This window comes from Shewanella insulae, assembly GCF_009831655.1.
Taxonomy (GTDB): Bacteria; Pseudomonadota; Gammaproteobacteria; order Enterobacterales; family Shewanellaceae; genus Shewanella; species Shewanella insulae.
This window is the reverse complement of the sequence record NZ_WRPA01000015.1, coordinates 1-17,143: the sequence shown is the minus strand read 5'-3', so window position 1 is coordinate 17,143 and position 17,143 is coordinate 1. Positions and strand designations below refer to the sequence as shown.

At 52.5% G+C, this 17,143-nt stretch carries 16 protein-coding genes; 7 read left to right on the top strand and 9 right to left on the bottom strand.

Annotation, left to right across the window (positions count from 1 at the left end):
• The first annotated feature begins 2 nt into the window (after positions 1 to 2).
• Positions 3 to 1,109 carry a succinylglutamate desuccinylase/aspartoacylase family protein gene (locus GNT65_RS15430; RefSeq protein WP_160797797.1) on the top strand — a complete coding sequence of 369 codons (1,107 nt, stop codon included), beginning with the start codon at positions 3 to 5 and terminating at the stop codon, positions 1,107 to 1,109.
• 115 nt (positions 1,110 to 1,224) lie between these two features.
• Here GNT65_RS15430 and GNT65_RS15425 read toward each other — a convergent pair whose 3' ends face one another.
• The 6 genes from GNT65_RS15425 to GNT65_RS15400 form a co-directional block, all read right to left on the bottom strand.
• Positions 1,225 to 5,076, bottom strand: a complete 3,852-nt coding sequence (locus GNT65_RS15425; protein WP_160797796.1) for a S8 family serine peptidase — start codon at positions 5,074 to 5,076, stop codon at positions 1,225 to 1,227.
• Between the two features lie 220 nt (positions 5,077 to 5,296).
• On the bottom strand, positions 5,297 to 5,758 hold the full coding sequence (gene asnC, locus GNT65_RS15420; protein WP_011864588.1) for a transcriptional regulator AsnC: 462 nt from the start codon (positions 5,756 to 5,758) through the stop codon (positions 5,297 to 5,299).
• Between the two features lie 118 nt (positions 5,759 to 5,876).
• A complete protein-coding gene (gene rluA / locus GNT65_RS15415; RefSeq protein ID WP_160797794.1) occupies positions 5,877 to 6,554 on the bottom strand; it encodes a bifunctional tRNA pseudouridine(32) synthase/23S rRNA pseudouridine(746) synthase RluA in 678 nt (225 codons plus the stop codon).
• A 113-nt stretch (positions 6,555 to 6,667) separates the two neighbouring features.
• Positions 6,668 to 6,955 carry a hypothetical protein gene (locus tag GNT65_RS15410; RefSeq protein WP_160797792.1) on the bottom strand — a complete coding sequence of 96 codons (288 nt, stop codon included), beginning with the start codon at positions 6,953 to 6,955 and terminating at the stop codon, positions 6,668 to 6,670.
• Between the two features lie 25 nt (positions 6,956 to 6,980).
• Entirely contained in the window at positions 6,981 to 7,547 is a 567-nt protein-coding gene (locus GNT65_RS15405) for a class I SAM-dependent methyltransferase (RefSeq protein ID WP_160797790.1), read from the bottom strand.
• Positions 7,522 to 7,938 (bottom strand): hypothetical protein, encoded by a 417-nt coding sequence (locus GNT65_RS15400; protein WP_160797944.1) that lies wholly within the window; start codon positions 7,936 to 7,938, stop codon positions 7,522 to 7,524. The genes GNT65_RS15405 and GNT65_RS15400 overlap by 26 nt, the downstream gene beginning before the upstream one ends.
• A gap of 217 nt (positions 7,939 to 8,155) precedes the next feature.
• Here GNT65_RS15400 and GNT65_RS15395 point away from each other — a divergent pair, with 217 nt between their 5' ends.
• Positions 8,156 to 9,145 carry a 2-hydroxyacid dehydrogenase gene (locus tag GNT65_RS15395; protein ID WP_160797788.1) on the top strand — a complete coding sequence of 330 codons (990 nt, stop codon included), beginning with the start codon at positions 8,156 to 8,158 and terminating at the stop codon, positions 9,143 to 9,145.
• Positions 9,146 to 9,226: 81 nt separating this feature from the next.
• Positions 9,227 to 9,964, top strand: a complete 738-nt coding sequence (locus GNT65_RS15390; protein WP_160797786.1) for a dienelactone hydrolase family protein — start codon at positions 9,227 to 9,229, stop codon at positions 9,962 to 9,964.
• 115 nt (positions 9,965 to 10,079) lie between these two features.
• On the opposite strand, the gene GNT65_RS15385 is transcribed toward GNT65_RS15390, so the two are convergent.
• Positions 10,080 to 11,048, bottom strand: coding sequence for a CorA family divalent cation transporter (locus GNT65_RS15385; protein WP_160797784.1), 969 nt, complete (start codon positions 11,046 to 11,048; stop codon positions 10,080 to 10,082).
• A gap of 16 nt (positions 11,049 to 11,064) precedes the next feature.
• On the bottom strand, positions 11,065 to 11,622 hold the full coding sequence (locus GNT65_RS15380; protein WP_160797782.1) for a mechanosensitive ion channel domain-containing protein: 558 nt from the start codon (positions 11,620 to 11,622) through the stop codon (positions 11,065 to 11,067).
• A 245-nt stretch (positions 11,623 to 11,867) separates the two neighbouring features.
• Between GNT65_RS15380 and GNT65_RS15375 the strand changes: the two genes are divergently transcribed.
• The 4 genes from GNT65_RS15375 to GNT65_RS15360 all read left to right on the top strand — a co-directional run bounded on the left by GNT65_RS15375 (position 11,868) and on the right by GNT65_RS15360 (position 16,416).
• On the top strand, positions 11,868 to 12,611 hold the full coding sequence (locus tag GNT65_RS15375; RefSeq protein WP_160797780.1) for a spermidine synthase: 744 nt from the start codon (positions 11,868 to 11,870) through the stop codon (positions 12,609 to 12,611).
• Between the two features lie 198 nt (positions 12,612 to 12,809).
• Entirely contained in the window at positions 12,810 to 13,379 is a 570-nt protein-coding gene (gene ahpC, locus GNT65_RS15370; RefSeq protein WP_041510132.1) for an alkyl hydroperoxide reductase subunit C, read from the top strand.
• Between the two features lie 182 nt (positions 13,380 to 13,561).
• Entirely contained in the window at positions 13,562 to 15,127 is a 1,566-nt protein-coding gene (gene ahpF / locus GNT65_RS15365) for an alkyl hydroperoxide reductase subunit F (RefSeq protein ID WP_160797778.1), read from the top strand.
• A 113-nt stretch (positions 15,128 to 15,240) separates the two neighbouring features.
• The gene (locus GNT65_RS15360) at positions 15,241 to 16,416 is read left to right on the top strand and encodes a GGDEF domain-containing protein (protein ID WP_160797776.1); all 1,176 of its coding nucleotides are present in this window, start codon (positions 15,241 to 15,243) and stop codon (positions 16,414 to 16,416) included.
• Between the two features lie 27 nt (positions 16,417 to 16,443).
• Here the strand turns inward: GNT65_RS15360 and GNT65_RS15355 are convergent, their stop codons facing one another.
• Complete coding sequence (locus GNT65_RS15355) at positions 16,444 to 16,848, bottom strand: hypothetical protein (RefSeq protein WP_160797766.1); 405 nt, start codon at positions 16,846 to 16,848, stop codon at positions 16,444 to 16,446.
• Positions 16,849 to 17,143 lie beyond the last annotated feature (295 nt).

Genomic DNA, 17,143 nt, shown 5'->3' with positions numbered 1-17,143 from the left:
CGATGAAGCCGAGTCGTTCCAAGCTTAAGATTGGCGAGCTCGCCACAGGTCAAGATCTCGAGCTGAGTCTGTTTGAGTTTACTCCAGAGGTGCAAACCGGGCCGAGCGTCTATATTCAGGCCAACGTCCACGGCGCCGAGGTGCAGGGCAATGCGGTGATCTATCAGCTGATGCAGGCGCTCGAGAGCTGCGAGCTGCGCGGTAAGGTCACCCTGGTTCCTTTGGCTAATCCTTTGGGGATCAATCAAAAAAGTGGCGAGTTCACCCTTGGCCGTTTCGATCCCATTACCGGGGTGAACTGGAACCGTGAGTATCTCGACCATAAGCTGGATGTTGCTAGCTGGTATCAGGGGCATAGACATCTGAGCGATACCGAGTTGATCGCCCATTTCAGGGCCTTACTGGTCGAGCGTTGCCATAGCCGTCTGCATGAGCCCTGGGGGATCACCACGGGCCATCGTCTGGCGGTGAGTCTGCAGCAGATGGGCCATGGGGCGGATATCGTGCTGGATCTGCATACCGGCCCTAAGTCGTGCAAGCATCTGTATTGCCCTGAATATGACAAGGATGCCGCCAAGTATTTTTCCATTCCCTACACCCTGCTTATCCCTAACGAGTTTGGCGGGGCTATGGATGAGTCTATCTTCTGCCCTTGGTGGCAGCTGAGCGAATACCTGGCTACTCAGGGACGCGAGATTGAGCGGCCTGTGTCGGCCTTTACCCTGGAACTCGGCAGTCAGGAGAATGTCGATCTGAATGATGCCTTGGTGGATGTCGAAGGGATCTTGGCCTATCTCAGCAAACGCGGCGTGATAAGTGAGCACGTCGCACCTGCAAAGATGCCACGTTATGCCTGTTACCTGAAAGACTATAAGAAGTATCATGCGCCGCTGGGCGGTTTGGTGGAGTATAAGGCTAAGGTGGGGCAGGCCCTGCCCGCAGGAAGACCGCTAGCCAACATCCTGCGCGTCGACAGATATGGGCAGGAGAGCGCGATAGTGCCCCTGAGTCTGCCGGTCGACTGCGTGCCCGTGCTGCATTTTGCCTCGGCCTCAGTGTATCAAGGCACAGAGCTCTATAAGGTGATGACTAAGGTGTTTGTGCTTTAGATTTTGGCTTTCGGATGATTTGCACTTCATCGCTCTGTGCTCAGTTTAGTCGCCTGTTGCGTTATCAATAAAAAAGGGAGCCAACTGGCTCCCTTTTTCTGTTCAAGCTATCTGCTTACTTGCGACGACGCAGCGCAGCAAATGGTAGCATGAGCAGTGCGAACCAACTCAGTGAACCACCGCTTGAAGATTGCTCTTCCACAGCGTTAACTGTGATAGTTGCAGTACCAGCTTCACTCTCTAGCTCACCATCGCTGGCGACAACAGAGAAGGTCAAGGTGTTGTTACCCGCTGGAGCGGTGAACTTGATCTCCGCACCACCATTGCTAAAGCTAACTGGTGTACCTGCAGTCTGTGTCCAAGTGTAAGTCAGGTTGTCACCATCAACATCTTTGCCGTTGGCCTTAGCCGTAACCACGAAGCCTTCAGTACTTGTCATGCCTGTAGGCGCCACAGTTGGGGCGTCGTTGATGTTGTTAACCATAACGTTAACAGTGGTTGCTGCGTTAAGGTTACCTTCGGCATCTTCAGAGGTGTAGGTGAATGAGTCTTTACCGAAGAAGTCATCTTCTGGAGTATAGGTAATAGAACCATCTTTACCTAAAGTCACTTCACCGTGCTCAGGCTCGTCAACTAGTGTTGCTTCACCTAGGGCACCAGCTGGTGCAACATCGATGATGCGTTGTGCATTAGCCGTCATGCCGTCACCTGTAATAGAAACGCGAGCAACTTTTTGGCTAACAGTGTCGTTTTCTAACACGTTTGCTTCCAAGGTCATTTCTTCGTCAACTGAGAAGTTGTCTGTTTGACCTGGGTTGAAGCTAGTTGGCGTTGCCAGGTAGTCAATCTCTACGCTGCCAGAAGAGGTCGCCTGAAGTGCAACGTAATCATCAGTAGTAACAGTGCCACCTTGTCCGTTGTAGTGGAAGGTTGTACCTACGCTACCGCTGATGTTTTCAGCACCGATAGTAACATTGCTTGGCATGTTAGGGATATCTAGGTAGTTGAACCAAATATCTTCTACGTCACCAGTTTGGATCCATAGGCTGAAGCTGTACTTGTTGCCAGAGGCGTCAGCATATAGCTGGGCATCTTTCCATTCGACAACAATCCACTGTTTCTCGCCAGCAGCAACAACGCTGATACCTAGCTGTCCGCCACCTGTGTCGCCTTCAGTACCGTCACTCAGATCGTAGTCACTCCAGAATGGCGCCAGAATGTTGTTTGGATTCGCGCTATCTGGTAGTTCCTTGTTGTTCCAAGTGCCAGAAGTTGAACCGCCACCAACGACTGCGATACCGTTGTCAGAGATGGTTAGCTGGGTGTACGTTGCACCGTTATATTTGAACTCAGGTAGGTTGAAGGTGAATGATTTCTCATCACAACCATCTGTACAAGCAGGTACATAAGCCAGGTCTAGATCGAATATACTTGGAGCTGCACCAGTACCCTTAGCAGACTGGATCTCTGGTAGATCGAGTTGACCCACCCAAGTGATGCGGCCAAGTTCTTCATCGACTTCAAAACCATTTTGCGTTGCGCCGTCTAGCGTGACTTCAACATCGTCGGCAGAAGTTAGCTTAGTACCTTCTGGTGCCATAGCGGTAACAGTGACTGTGTTTTCAAATACAGTATTGTTCACAACGGCTTTAATTGGCATGTCTTCATCGGCAGTCAGATCAGCCTTGGTTGCCATGGTAGAGATCAGTGAAGCATCACTCGATTCTTTAGCCAAAATAGCAACAGGTAGGTGAGCATCTTGATGTGATGCACTCTTGATCATGATGTTACCGAAGATCCAAGCACCGTACTCGCTGAAGGTTGAATCAACAGTCACAGTGAAGGTGGCTGATTCGCCAGCTTCCAGTTCCAGAGATGAAGGCGATACACTGATACCTGCGCTGTCAGAAGAAGCTGAAAGCTCCCAAGAGGTCTTCTCGTCGCTCTTGTTGTAAACGGTACGAGTGAAAGTACATGGACCGACACAAGAATCTGAAGCAATTGAAGGCTTGTCGAATGTCAGTACAGCTTTAGCTGCAGCATCCAGATCCATACGACCCGCGCCCATTGCAAATGGATCGGCTGGAGTTGCAGCATCATCATCTAACACGCCTTCCATGTGAGCTGTAGAGGTGAGAGCTGTCTTGATGTCGTTTGCAGACCAATCAGGGTGTAGTTGGCTCATCAGTGCTGCAGCACCTGCGACGTGTGGGCTCGCCATACTGGTACCTGACATAGTGGTAAAGTCAGTGCCATCTTCATCTGGAGAGGTTGCAGACAGGATTGAGGTACCTGGTGCCGCAAGATCTGGCTTCAGAATGTTTTGGTTACCGTTAGGACCACGAGAGCTAGATTGGTTCAGGATATCAGCAAACTTGCTGTTAACGATACGAGTCACTTCAGCAGCGATAGTACCTGTCGTGTCATCGCCCAGGCTTTCAAGAATTGCCGCACCATCTGCGTCAGATACCATCACTGCAGGCAGTGTTGAATCTGGCATATACATAGTGATAGGTGCGCCTGGTACGCTGTTGTAAACGACCATAGCTTTTGCACCTGCAGCTTCAGCATTCTCAGCCTTAGTCGCGAATGAACATGAACCGCGAGAGATCAGTGCGATACCGTCTTTGAACGAATCAGCGGCAAATGGTGTACAGCCAATGCTATTTTCTGCATCGATATTTGCAGCAGCGATGACTGGAGCAGTGATATCTGTCTCTAGCAGGCCATTGTTGCCTTGTAGTGCAAGAATCTCTTCGCCATCAACGGTTAGGGCGTTAGCGAAAAAGCGACCTGTTGTGGTGTTAGCAACGGTAATACCTGATTCGATACACGCTGGACAACCGATAGTTTGTGGGCCGTTACCGTCGTTACCCGCAGCGGTAACAACAACTACGCCTGCAGCTTCAGCGGCCTCATACATAGCCTTGTATGGGCTGTTAGCTGGATCGCCACCTGCTCCGCCACCCCAAGAGTTGTTGATAACATCAGCGCCATCGTTTACGGCGTGCTCCATCGCTTCCATCAGCATGATGTTAGAGCCGCTGCCGCGAGCACAGTCAGTCTTAGTGAATAGGGCTTTGTAAACCATCAGGTAAGCTGCAGGTGCAACACCAGACAGTTCAACTTCAACGCCTTCATAGGTGGTGGTGATCTTGTTACCTACAGAAGTACCGGCAACGTGAGAGCCGTGACCACCATAACCCAGTGGACTCATGTGCTCGTCGGCACACACTTCAAAAGTAGGTTGTGACCAGCGGGCAACGATTAGTTTGTCGTTACAGAAGCTTGCATCTACTGTCGAACAGTAGTCGTCGCTTGGCATCCCTTCGGCTGGTTTTGTGAATCCTTCGCCCGCAAACATTGGGTTTTCTGGACGGATACCTGTATCAATTACCGCTACGCGAATGTCTTTACCGGCATTTTCCATACCAGAAACCGCTTCCCACATCGCCTCAGTGTTGATGACATTGTGAGATGAGTCCATGTTCGCTTCGTACATAGTCTCTGGGTAGACAGACTTAACGTTTGGCATGGCTGCCAGCTGCTCGATGCTTAGTCCTTGACCAACAACAGTCACACCGTTGAATAGGGTCTTGAAGCTTTGCTCAACTTTGGCGTTAGGTACTTTCTTCGCCAGTTCACCCACAAATTGTGACTGTTCTTTGGCGAGGAAGCTGGCGTAGCTTTGAGCTGGTGCAGACTGAACGTTAACTTTTTGGCCTTTCTTCGGGGCAGTGGCTGCCATTGACTCGATGCCGCCTTGGTACTTAGCAACGGCAGGAGAGTTCAGTTCGATGATGAAACGCTGCGGAGCAACTTGTGAAGGCTGAGAAGCTGCAGGCTTCTTATAGCTATCAGCAGAAGATATTTCCGGTGCGTAGGGATTTGCGGTGTACTGGTTGCTGGCTACAGCCGCACTCGAGATCAGCGCCGCTGAAATGGCTAGAGATAATTTAGTTTTCACAACTTCTTCCTTGTCAAATAGAAGTGTTTTGAGACACAAAACACTATTGGTATTGCTGTAACTTTGGTTACTAATCTTTTCTTATTTTGTTGCCGCTATGTTGACGGCTTGTTCTTTTTAACACAAAAGATTACCAAAGTTAAAGCAGGTAGAAGAAAAAGTTGTAAGCGGTTTTTTAATAGTAGTATCCACTAAGGCCGAAAGCCCCAGTGGATCTGAGTTAAGGCTTCACGGCGCGGCTGATTGGATTTTGTAAACTTATGAGTGTTTCGGTGGATTGGATCTCATCGATGGACTGAATGCGGTTGATTAGCACATGTTGCAAGCCATCGATCGACTGGCACATCACCTTGACGAAGATGCTGTAGTTGCCCGTGGTGTAGTAGGCCTCGGTGACCTCTTCTAAGGCGTTGAGTTTGGCGATGGCGGCGGGGTAATCGCCAGCACTCTTGAGATTGATGCCGATAAAACAGCAGACGTCATAACCGAGCGCCTTGGGATTTACGGTGATCTGGGCGCCTGTGATGATGCCCGCCTGTTTCATCTTCTCTACTCGTACATGTATGGTACCGGCGCTGACGCCGAAACGTTTGGCCAGTTCGGCGAAGGGGGTGCGAGCCTCCTCCATGAGCGCCGAGAGGATCTGGTTGTCGAGTTGGTCTCGCTGAAATGAACTATCCATTGCCATATACCGTTATAAGTCAACATTATGAGGTAATTTACGGCATTGGTTAGCAAACTGCTAACCTTTTAGCGATTTAAGTAGATTTTGTCGCAGATTTTCTCTGTGGATGACGGGCCTATTGCTGCTCGGTGACATCCATGAAGGGAATTGGCGTACTAAAAGTCATCGGCTGCTTGCTGTAGGGATGAGTCAGACTCAGCGACTGGGCGTGCAGTAACAGGCGCGGCGCCAGGCGTTTGGCCAGTGGATCGGCGTAGAAGTTATCGCCCAAGATGGGATGCCCTATGGCCATCATGTGCACGCGCAGCTGGTGAGAGCGGCCGGTGATCGGCGTGAGCTTGACCAGGGTAGAGCGCTTGGCGCGGCTGATGACCTCAAACAGGGTCTTAGAGGCCTTACCAACTTGATGATCCACCTTCTGTTTCGGTCGGTTGGGCCAGTCGCAGATCAGTGGATAATCGACGCTGCCTTGATTCGCCTTCACATGGCCGGCGACTCGAGCGTAGTAGATCTTATGTGTCTCCCGATCGCGAAACTGTCGCTTCAGTTCCCGCTCGGCGCTGCGTCTGAGGGCTACCACGATAATGCCTGAGGTGGCCATATCCAGGCGGTGAACGATCTGGGCGTTGGGATGGTCGCGTAGGACGCGGGTGTAGACGCTGTCATGGTAGGCGGGGTCGCGTCCCGGCACCGACAAGAGGCCTGAGGGCTTATTGACCACCAGAATATCTTTATCCTCATGGAGGATCTCGAGCCAGGGCTCGGTGGGCGGCGCATACACAAAATCAGTCATAGCAAACCTTGGGGGTTAAATCGGGTTGCAAAGATACCCCTGGGGAGCTATTGGTGCAAGTATTGCAGGCTAAACCTGTGTGGTTTGGGCGGTCGTGCGAATAGCTATTGCAGTTAAAAGCCGTGGCCGTTGACATGCATGATGGCGAAGGTCCAGACCACGAACGCCAGGCTGAGATGGATAAAGGCGTAGATGCCCTGATCCAGCCGCTCTATTCCCTTGGCCTGCCAGATCAACTTGCCGTGCAGTAAGATATTGAGGGGAAACAGCATAAATAGCGGGTAGAAGGCGATGGCGCTGTCGTCGCCGAACAGGGCGCGTGACAGGATTGACCATAACACCATGAGGGCGGTGACCAATGGCGGCGCGGCGAGTCGGTACTGTTCGGGATAGGGAAACATCTATCGTCCTTAAAGCTGTCAGATCCTATTTTGCCGGTTTGCGGCCAATATATTGCGCCTTGAAACAAGGCGTGTCTTCACAGCCTACATTACCTTCGAATGTGTGCAAAGCCTCCCAGCCACAAAAGCGCTGTGATAGTTCACCATCGGCCAGCAGGAAGTTAGGGTTCTTGGGTCTGCCCACCTCGGCCTGCTTTTCTATGAAGGTCTCGTAGACGATGAGGCCGCCAGGTTTGATGCTCTCTCTTATGAGTTCAAATAGCGGGCGATGCAGGTAGTTGAATACCAAGACGATGTCGTACTGTGCCTGTGTTGGCTGAGCTTTGGGGAGTTGCGGCTGGCCGTTTTCCAGGTCGATCGCTAGGGCCTGACAGTGCCTAGGAACACCCGCTAGCCTGCTAAGGTCTCTATCGATAAAGGTCACATGTGCGCCATGGGCGGCCAGCCAGAGGCCGTTACGCCCGCAGCCGCAGGCAAGGTCGAGCACCTGTGGGTTATTCTCTTGTCCTAACAGCTGGTTATCGAGTCCTAAAAGTTCACTATGTTGCGTCAGCAGCGGGGCGGCTTCAGCCCTTAATCTCTTTTCGTCCATCGAGGCGTCGTCCATGTATTACCGAGAAATGTCTGAGCCCGGCCGGGCCGTGAGAAACGATCACCGACAGCAAGACGATGGCGATCAGCAGCTCGGGTTTATAGGTGGCGAGGGGAATAAACAGCGCCAGCAGGCAGAGTTTCACCAGGGTCAGCAGGCCCTTTAGCTGGATCAGCCAGCGCCAGTCTCTGACCACTTCCCAGAGCATCAGCAAACTGCCTGTGCTCATGGCCAGGATCCAGTAGTTGCACCATAGTGTCTTGTCCACCCCGAGTAAGATGCCGCCACCGGCGCCTGTAATGCCTAAGATATGCAGGGCGCGCAGGCTGGTCTTACTCAGGCGTTGTAGCCAAAACTTTTTTTCGGAAATCGGCTTATGCTTTTGACTCATGGGGCGAAAGAAGGCAGAAAATTTGCGCCAGCTTAGCAGGAAATCGGCATAAAACACATTGACGGCTCACAAAGTTAACCATTTCGTGATCGAGGCGGAATTTATCTTTGCTAAGTCACATCTTTCCTTGGCTATAATGGAGCCAAGACCGCAGGGGCTCTGTGATACTAGGGTGATAAGCCTCTGTCTAATGTTGAACCACTTTTAGGTAGCTAAGATGAGAATAGGTTTTTTTAGTGCTAAGCACTATGACATGGAACATTTCGACCGCACCAACCAGGCCTTTGGCGCTCAGATTGAGTATTTCGATTATCGTCTCTGTATGCAGTCGGTCAAGCTGGCCTATGGTTTCGAGGTGATCTGCGCCTTCGTCAACGATTCGTTATGTGAAGAGGTATTGGTCGAGCTAGCTAAAAATGGCACTAAGATCATTGCGATGCGCTGCGCCGGATTTAACAACGTCGACCTGGAGGCGGCCAAGCGTCTGGGGATTAGGGTGGTGAACGTTCCCGCCTATTCGCCCGAGTCTGTGGCCGAGCATACGGTGGCGCTGATGTTAACCCTTAACCGTAAGGTGCACAAGGCCTATCAACGTACCCGAGATGCCAACTTCTCCCTCGAGGGGCTGGTGGGCTTCAACATGTATGGCCGAACAGTCGGTGTGATCGGCACGGGTAAGATTGGGGTGGCGACAATCAAGATCCTCTTGGGCTTCGGCTGTAAGGTGGTGGTTTACGATCCTTACCCTAATCAGGCTGTTCTGGATATGGGAATCGAATATCTGTCACTGGACGAGCTCTACGCGGTGAGCGACATCATCAGCCTGCACTGTCCGCTGACCAAAGAGAATCACCACCTGCTCAGCAAGGCGAGCTTCGACAAGATGAAGCCAGGGGTCATGGTGATCAACACCAGTCGTGGCGGCCTGCTAAACGCCTTCGATGCCATGGAAGCGCTCAAGACGGGGCAGATCGGCTCCCTGGGGCTGGATGTGTACGAGAATGAGAAAGAGCTATTCTTCGAGGATAAGTCCAACCAGATCATCCAGGACGATGTGTTCAGACGCCTGTCGGCCTGCCACAACGTGATCTTTACCGGCCACCAGGCCTTCCTGACCGAGGAGGCGTTAGGTGCCATTGCCCATACCAGCCTGATGAATGTTCGTCAGCTGCTCGACGGCGAAGAGTGCCCTAACCAGTTATTTTAATCGCATCGGCCGGGTTTCACCTGACAAGGTGAACTCTGGCTGATAACTTAAGGATAAGTTTATTGGCCTGAGGGCAAGATTATGATGGTAAAACAGGAAGTTCACGACATAGACACGCCCACGGGCAGTATGCGCTGTTATCTCTATCGTCCCGATAGCGAGGGCTTGTTCTCGACGATTATCTTCTACTCGGAGATTTTTCAGCAGACCGCGCCCATCGCGAGGGCGGCGACCATGTTGGCCGGTCATGGCTTCGTGGTGTTAGTGCCGGAAGTCTTCCATGAACTCAACCCCATAGGCACTGTATTGGCCTATGACGATGAGGGCAAAGACAAGGGCAATCAGGATAAGTTTACCAAGGCGCTGGAACATCACGACAGCGATACTCAGGCCCTAGTGGATTTTGCCATGAGGCAGCCTTTCTGCACCAATCAGGTGGGGGCCATGGGGGTCTGTATCGGCGGGCATCTGGCCTACCGCGCCGCGCTCAATATCGATGTGGTCGGTGCCTTCTGCCTCTATCCCACGGATATTCATTCCAATACCCTGCCAGCCAATGCGGGTAACGACTCTTTGAGCCGCACCGGCGATATCGAGGCCGAGTTGGTGCTGGTGTTTGGTAAGCAAGATCCCCATGTGCCGAGCGAGGGACGCAGGCTCATTTACGATAGACTCTCGGAGACGGGGCGCAAGTTCACCTATCTCGAGGTTAATGCCCAGCATGCCTTTATGCGTGATGAGGGAGACAGATACGATCCCGCGCTGGCGCTGCAGATCTATCAGCAGGCGGTGGCCTTCTTTCATCGGGTGCTGCGTTAATCTGTTTGCGTAAAAGTTAATAGAATAAAAAGGCGAACCTAGGTTCGCCTTTTTACTTTGTCTTAGATACTTTGCCTTAGATACTTTGTTTTAGATATTTTACCCTAGGTATCGGCTAGAGCCATTTTCGACGCCTGAACAGCCAGATCAGCACCGCCGTGATGGCGAGCATCACACCCCAGACGATGAAGTAGCCATCTTTGTGTTTCAGCTCGGGAATATACTCGAAGTTCATGCCATAGATTCCGGCGATAAAGGTGAGCGGCACGAAGATGGCGGTGATGATGGTCAGCACCTTCATTATGTTGTTGAGCCTGTGGGCGCTGATGGAGATGTAACCATCGATGAGATCGCTGGAAACCTGATAGAAGAGGTCCGCCAGGCTGGCGGCCCTGTGTTGATGCTCGCAGACGTCGTTGATCTCATGGTAGAGGCTGTCGTCGAAGGGGACTGAGGGTTCGCTGCGCAGGCTGTCGAACAGCTCCACATGGTAGTGAAAGTTGCGCCTTAGACGGGTCAGATCTGTCTTGTAGAGCACCACCTCGGCCAATATCTTATCGTCCGCCGTGGTGAGCATGATGGTTTCCAGCTCCTCCAGACGGCTCTCGAGTTCGAACAGGATCTTATGATAACGCTTGATCACATAGCGGCTAAGCTTGAGTGCGACGGCACCTGTGTTTTGCAGCGACAGCTCGCCCGCTTCCAGCGAGGTCATGGTGCGTTCGATGGAGAGGGAGCGCTTGCTGTGGCGGGTCACGATGAATCGCGGCCCTACAAATAGCGCCAGTACTATGTTGTCGCAGTTGATGGAGTCAGAATCGGCCGCCAAGCCCCTTAGCAGAATAAAGGTATGGTCGTCGAAGTCCTCTATCTTGGGGGGATGACGATCCCGTGAGGCATCCTGCAGCGCCAGCGGGTGCAGGCCAAAATCTCGCTGCAGCGACTCGCACAACTCATCGTCTATTTCGCCGTCGATATTGAGCCAGAGAATGGTGTCGTCACGCTGCTGCCAGCTGGCTATCTGAGCCCCATCGCCCCGGGTGAGCGACTCTTGTTGCGGATCATAGAGTAATGTCGTGAGCACTTCAGCCCCCTGTCGGTTAATCGCTTTGTACTTGAGTATGGTCTTTCTCGGGCGATTCGCTCAAGGGCTTGTTCTGCACCTGAGTTTTTGCCTGAGGCAGTTTCAATACCCCTTTCTGTAGCATCAGGTTATTCGGATAGGTGATAGTGATGCCGTCGCTACGCTCGATCAGCACGTGAAACAGGCTTATCTCGGCGATGATGCCGCTGACATCTTCATCCTTATCGATGATCTTGATGCGATCGCCAATACGGTAGGGGAAGACGAAGAAGATTAAGACGCCTGCGGTGATGTTACTCAGTATTGACCATTGGGCCACCAAGGCCACGCCGAGTACGGCGAATACCGAAGAGATAAACAGGGAGACCTGTTGATACTCTATGCCGAGTGAGATCACCCAGAGGCAACCGATGACGATAAATAGCAGGTAGGTAATATATTGGGTCACCATCTTGGTGCGTTTAAAGGAGACCTGTTTCGATTCGGCCAGCTTGGCTATCCAGTTGGTGAGTAGACGCTGGGCGAAGACGAAGATGCCGACATAGAGACAGCTGATGAGCAGGGTTTGTGTCATGGTAAATCACAAATGAGCCAGAGATTTCAAACAAATACTACAAGCTTTGTGTGATTGCAATGTGAGAGTTGAGGGCGGAATGAGGAGAGGGGGGCTTCAGATGTTGCAGAGTGCTGCCTAGTGTATCTGTTTTCTGTGCGGCGCAACGCGGATTTACCTACTGTGTTATTGGCGCTTTTACGGCATACTAGCGCCTTTTATTGTGCCTACATTGATGCTAGATAGGCGCTCCAGTGGAGAGACAGATGTCAGACTATACCACCCTATATACAGGCGAAGATGACCATGGCCCTTTACTGGTCATGGAGGATAAGGAGGTTCGCCTGCTCTCCTTTGGCGATAACGATGAGCAGAGCAAGCTGCTCAAGACGGCGCAACATATCCCCATGCATACCTACCTGCAGGCCATGTTGTTAGTGTTGCTGTTTATCAAGCCTAAGAGAGTCATCGTATTGGGTCTGGGAGGTGGCGGTTTAATACATGCGCTGCGTAACTTCGACCGGGGGATCAATATCACTGCGGTAGAACTGAGAGAGGCGGTGATCGAAGTGGCCAAGCGTTACTTCTGGTTACCCATCGGCAAGAAGCTTAACCTGGTTCATCAAGATGCCAATGCGTTTCTGGCGGACGCAGATCATAAGAAGGCTGACGTGATCTTCGCCGACATCTACCATGGAAATGGGGTGGACGAGCAGCAGCTGAGCGAGGCCTTTATCGCCAATGCCGCCGCCCTGCTCAAAAGCGAAGGGTATCTGGTGCTCAACTGCTGGAAGGAGCATAGTCGTGATTCGGCCTTGCTTGCCCTGCTGCAGAAACATTTTTGCGACGTGCGAGCCTGTCTGACGGGGGGCGGCAACTGGGTGGTGTTTGCCGGTAAGCAGGCCCGCCAGATAAGTGCCAGTGGCCTAAAGGCCGAGGCGCAACAGCTGTCGCAGCAGTTGGATTTCCCGCTCGGCCGCAGTCTGACCCGTTTCGAAACCTGGGAGTGATATTCCCTCGCTTATCCTTAATCGGTTTTTTGTCGTCGTGCCAATGATAATCTTAAAAATCGATTAGTATGATAGCTTTTATCCGTTATATTTAATTATCCAGTCTCGTTATTATCTCCTCATCGACAAAGAACACGGGGTTAAGGCAAACGCCTCACCCCACAAATTTACTGTTAATAACGAGCACTGGAGCAAGCAATGACTCAATCTATCATCAACACCGAAATCAAGCCTTTCTCAGCCACTGCATACCACAATGGCGATTTCGTCTCTGTGACTGAGCAAGACCTACTGGGTAAGTGGTCTGTGGTTTTCTTCTACCCAGCCGACTTCACTTTCGTCTGCCCAACAGAACTGGGTGACATGGCTGACCATTACGAGAAGCTGCAGTCTATGGGGGTTGAAGTTTACTCTGTGTCTACCGACACTCACTTCACTCACAAGGCGTGGCACGATAGCTCAGACACTATCGGCAAGATTAACTACCCAATGATCGGCGACCCAACCGGTGTTATCTCACGCAACTTCGGCGTGATGATCGAAGAGGAAGGTCTGGCACTGCGCGGTACCTTCGTGATCAACCCAGAAGGTCAGATCAAGGTTGCTGAAGTGCATGACCTGGGTATCGGCCGTAGCGCCTCTGAGCTGGTGCGTAAGATACAAGCGGCTCAGTATGTTGCGACGCACGACGGTGAAGTTTGCCCTGCAGCATGGCAGCCAGGTGAAGAGACCCTAGCGCCTTCACTGGACCTGGTCGGTAAGATCTAAGAGATAAGATCTTCCTCCCTAAGGTCGCCCGGGCCTCATCATCTCGGGCGACCCGGCGAAAGCCAAACGAGTTTAATCATCATCCTTTTTCATTGCCGGTTCACCTCCCCCTGCATGCGTGCCGGCAATTTTTCCCTATGTTTTTGGCTCCCTCTGGGAGCCACTTTTTCCTAGGAGTTATCATGTTAGATGCGAATGTGGAAAATCAGCTGACTACCTATCTGCAAAACCTCAAGCGCCCAGTTGAACTTGTCGTATCGGCAGATGAGCGTCCTAAAGCAAAAGAGCTATTGTCGCTGGCAACCGATATTGCCGCGTTATCCCAATTAGTGTCATTGACCGAATCCGTGGGTGAACGTACCCCGTCGATGACAGTGACCAGCCCTGACACCGGCAGCCAGATCCATTTCGCCGGCCTGCCAATGGGCCACGAGTTTACCTCTCTGGTGCTGGCCTTGTTGCACACAGGCGGGCATCAGATCAAGCTCGCCCCTGAGGTGATCGAGCAGATCCGCGACCTGCCGGGCGAATATCGCTTCGAGACCTATGTGTCCCTGAGCTGTCAAACCTGTCCCGAGGTGGTGCAGGCACTCAACATGATGTCGGCGATCAACCCCAATATTCAAAACACCATGATAGATGGCGCCCTGTTCCAGGATGAAGTGAACGAGCGCAACATCATGGCGGTTCCCTCTGTCTACCTTAACGGCGAGCCGTTTTCTGTCGGTGGCATCAGTGTGATTGAGATCCTTAATAAGTTGGATGTCAATGCGGCCAGCCGTCAGGCGGAAAAACTCAGCCAGAAAGAGGCCTTCGATGTGCTGGTGGTCGGCGGCGGCCCGGCTGGCGCCTCGGCGGCCATCTATGCGGCCCGTAAGGGACTGAGAACCGGTATCCTGGCGGATAAGTTTGGCGGTCAGGTAGCCGAGACTGTGGGCATCGAAAACTTTATCTCGGTCAAGGAGACCGAGGGGCCTAAGCTGGTGGCTAACCTGGAAGCCCATGTGCACGACTATGATGTAGACATCATGGACAACCAACGCGCCTTGAGCCTTAAGTCGGGTGAGCTGTTTGAGATCCAGACTGAAAGCGGCGCACTGCTGCGCAGCAAGACGGTACTCTTGGCCACGGGCGCCCGCTGGCGCGAGATGAATGTACCGGGTGAGAAAGAGTATCGCGGTAAAGGCGTCGCCTACTGCCCGCACTGTGATGGTCCGCTGTTTAAGGGCAAGCGCGTGGCCGTGATTGGTGGCGGTAACTCAGGCATAGAGGCGGCCATAGATCTGGCCAACATCGTCGAGCATGTTACCGTGCTGGAATTTGACAGCAAGCTACGCGCCGATGAGGTGTTGCAGCGTAAGGCGGCCTCCATGGGCAACATCGAGATCATCACCCAGGCGATGACCACTGAAGTGGTGGGCGACGGCAATCGGGTACAAGGCCTGAACTACACAGACAGAGCCACGGGCGAGCAGCACCATGTCGCACTGGCGGGCATCTTCGTGCAGATTGGCCTGGTGCCTAATGCCGAGTGGCTCAAAGGCACGGTGGAGCTGACCGCTCGCGGCGAGATCATCGTCGACGCCAAGGGCCAAACTTCACTGCCGGGTGTATTTGCCGCAGGCGATGTGACCAACTCTGCCTATAAGCAGATCATCATTGCCATGGGCAGCGGCGCGACGGCCTCACTGGGGGCCTTCGACTACCTGATCCGCCTAGGTGAGCCGGCAGATGCCGTTGCCGCCTAAAGGTACAAAACGCCACAAAATAAACAGTCAGCTTTATGCTGGCTGTTTTTTTTTTCGTCTTTATAATTACTTAAGCTGATGATAATAGCGGTAGAGGGGCGGGCGCAGACACGATGAATAGTAAGCCAAAAAGCTTTGACGAACTCCTGGTCCAAGAGACCCATATCTATCTCTGTCGCTCGGTAAAGTGGACCGCCTATCTCTCCGTGTTCCTGCTGGTTGCCATTTTTATCGCCACTGTGTTACAGAAAAATCATCTGCTGACGCTGCCGGATCTCTTGGTGCTGGAGATGCCTACTCTGTGTATTGCTTTCTTTGGTCTGGCGGGGATCCTCTATCGTCAGCCGGAGAAACATCGCATGGGTCTGGTGCTGGCGTATTTACTGGTGTTAGAAGTTGCCTGGATCTATTTTGTGGTGGGCCATTACTGGCTCACCAGTTCTTATGATCTGATGGGAGCACATGGTGCGTTGGCCGCCGTCGACTCTGTTACCGACGTCTTGGTGTTTACCTTTGCCATCTCTCTCTTTCCGGTGCGCCGCTGGCTCATAATCAGTGTGGTGCCTCTATTGCTGGTTAACCTGGTGACCCGGCTTATCGAGATCCCGGAAAACCCCATCTTTGCCCTGACTAAGTTTGTTTGTCTCTTGGTGATCATCATTACCGGGCAGAAGGTACTGCTGCAGTGGTTTCGCAAGGCTATCTTGCGTGACGCCGAGAAGCAGCAGCTGTTGCAGCAATTTAAGCGGATGGCATTGATCGACGGTCTAACTGAGCTGAGTAACCGTCGCCATTTCGACGAGGTGCTGGCGCTTGAGATCAAGGCCGCCGAGCGCACCGGCGATCCCCTGAGCGTTATTTTACTTGACGTGGATTTCTTCAAGCGCCTCAACGACAGTCAGGGGCATAGCGAGGGTGATCGCGCCCTCGTTCGATTCGCAGAGGTGTTACATGGGGTGGCTTCGAGGCCTCGGGATCTGGCGGCGCGCTATGGCGGAGAGGAGTTTGCCATCATATTGCCAGATACGGGTCTCGACGGGGCGCGCCATATTGCCGAGCAGATTCGGGTGGAGCTGAAGGCGGCCGAGCTCTCTCATCCCGACTCGACACTGGGGGACTATGTGACTGTCTCGCAAGGTGTCTGCCTGTGGCAGCCAGGACTGGATGCCTGTGATCTGCTGGCCAGCGTAGATCAACTGCTTTATCAGAGTAAGTCACAGGGGCGGGATCGTTTTAGCTGTGGCATAGCCAAGAAAGAGGCCGACGAAGAGCTCGTCAGCCCCATTTAGCTCTATCCCTTTTATGGGCTAGGGGACTTAGCTGTACTTGGCGTCTATGGTTTTGAGCGAACGCAAAAACAGGCCTAGGCCACCCACGGCAAGGACCAGAATGACCAAGAGGTCGAAGGTGGTCATGGTTCTGAGGCTGAATCTGACACTGGAGAGTACACCGAAGGTCAGCGCCGTAAGCGAGCCCAGAGTCAGCAGCCAACCCAGCAGGTTTTTGGCATTGTAGAAGATGATGCCTATGCCGAAGATCAACGGGATCAGTATGGTGCCGCCGGTGATCCCCATGCCACCGACGTTGTACAGTCGATAGCCCAGGCTAAAGTTTGAGGTCACTGAGATGGCATTCAGTAGCAGGTAAAAACCGCCGCACATCATCACCAGCCCCATTAGAAACAGGCCTATTCCTCCGGAACTGCCGCCGGCTCCTCGCATCTTGTTGTCCTCCATGTGTAATGTTCCATTATGCTAAGGCAAGTATCGGCCATAGTGCATCACCTTGGTGAGTGACATACTGGCCGGGTTGGCCCAGCTTAGTATTTTTTGTCGCGAGGCGATAGCCGTAACTAGGGGATAAATATGTTTTCGTGGTTAAGCGCCATAAAAAAAGGTTCATCGCGGATTAGCGTGGACTGGAAATGAAAACGGTTGGAGAGTTATTGTTTAGTCGCCAAACAAAAACAATGACCAACCCCAACCGTTCTCGATGTCGAATATTACCTTTCCCATT

Excerpts from the sequence above, each read along its gene's own strand:
- GNT65_RS15410 (WP_160797792.1), bottom strand. The coding sequence starts at position 6,955 with ATGTTTCCCTATCCCGAACAGTACCGACTCGCCGCGCCGCCATTGGTC.
- ahpF (WP_160797778.1), top strand. The coding sequence starts at position 13,562 with ATGTTAGATGCGAATGTGGAAAATCAGCTGACTACCTATCTGCAAAAC.
- GNT65_RS15390 (WP_160797786.1), top strand. The coding sequence starts at position 9,227 with ATGATGGTAAAACAGGAAGTTCACGACATAGACACGCCCACGGGCAGT.
- GNT65_RS15355 (WP_160797766.1), bottom strand. The coding sequence starts at position 16,848 with ATGCGAGGAGCCGGCGGCAGTTCCGGAGGAATAGGCCTGTTTCTAATG.
- asnC (WP_011864588.1), bottom strand. The coding sequence starts at position 5,758 with ATGGATAGTTCATTTCAGCGAGACCAACTCGACAACCAGATCCTCTCG.
- GNT65_RS15360 (WP_160797776.1), top strand. The coding sequence starts at position 15,241 with ATGAATAGTAAGCCAAAAAGCTTTGACGAACTCCTGGTCCAAGAGACC.
- GNT65_RS15395 (WP_160797788.1), top strand. The coding sequence starts at position 8,156 with ATGAGAATAGGTTTTTTTAGTGCTAAGCACTATGACATGGAACATTTC.
- GNT65_RS15405 (WP_160797790.1), bottom strand. The coding sequence starts at position 7,547 with ATGGACGAAAAGAGATTAAGGGCTGAAGCCGCCCCGCTGCTGACGCAA.
- GNT65_RS15375 (WP_160797780.1), top strand. The coding sequence starts at position 11,868 with ATGTCAGACTATACCACCCTATATACAGGCGAAGATGACCATGGCCCT.
- ahpC (WP_041510132.1), top strand. The coding sequence starts at position 12,810 with ATGACTCAATCTATCATCAACACCGAAATCAAGCCTTTCTCAGCCACT.
- GNT65_RS15400 (WP_160797944.1), bottom strand. The coding sequence starts at position 7,938 with ATGAGTCAAAAGCATAAGCCGATTTCCGAAAAAAAGTTTTGGCTACAA.
- GNT65_RS15380 (WP_160797782.1), bottom strand. The coding sequence starts at position 11,622 with ATGACACAAACCCTGCTCATCAGCTGTCTCTATGTCGGCATCTTCGTC.
- rluA (WP_160797794.1), bottom strand. The coding sequence starts at position 6,554 with ATGACTGATTTTGTGTATGCGCCGCCCACCGAGCCCTGGCTCGAGATC.
- GNT65_RS15430 (WP_160797797.1), top strand. The coding sequence starts at position 3 with ATGAAGCCGAGTCGTTCCAAGCTTAAGATTGGCGAGCTCGCCACAGGT.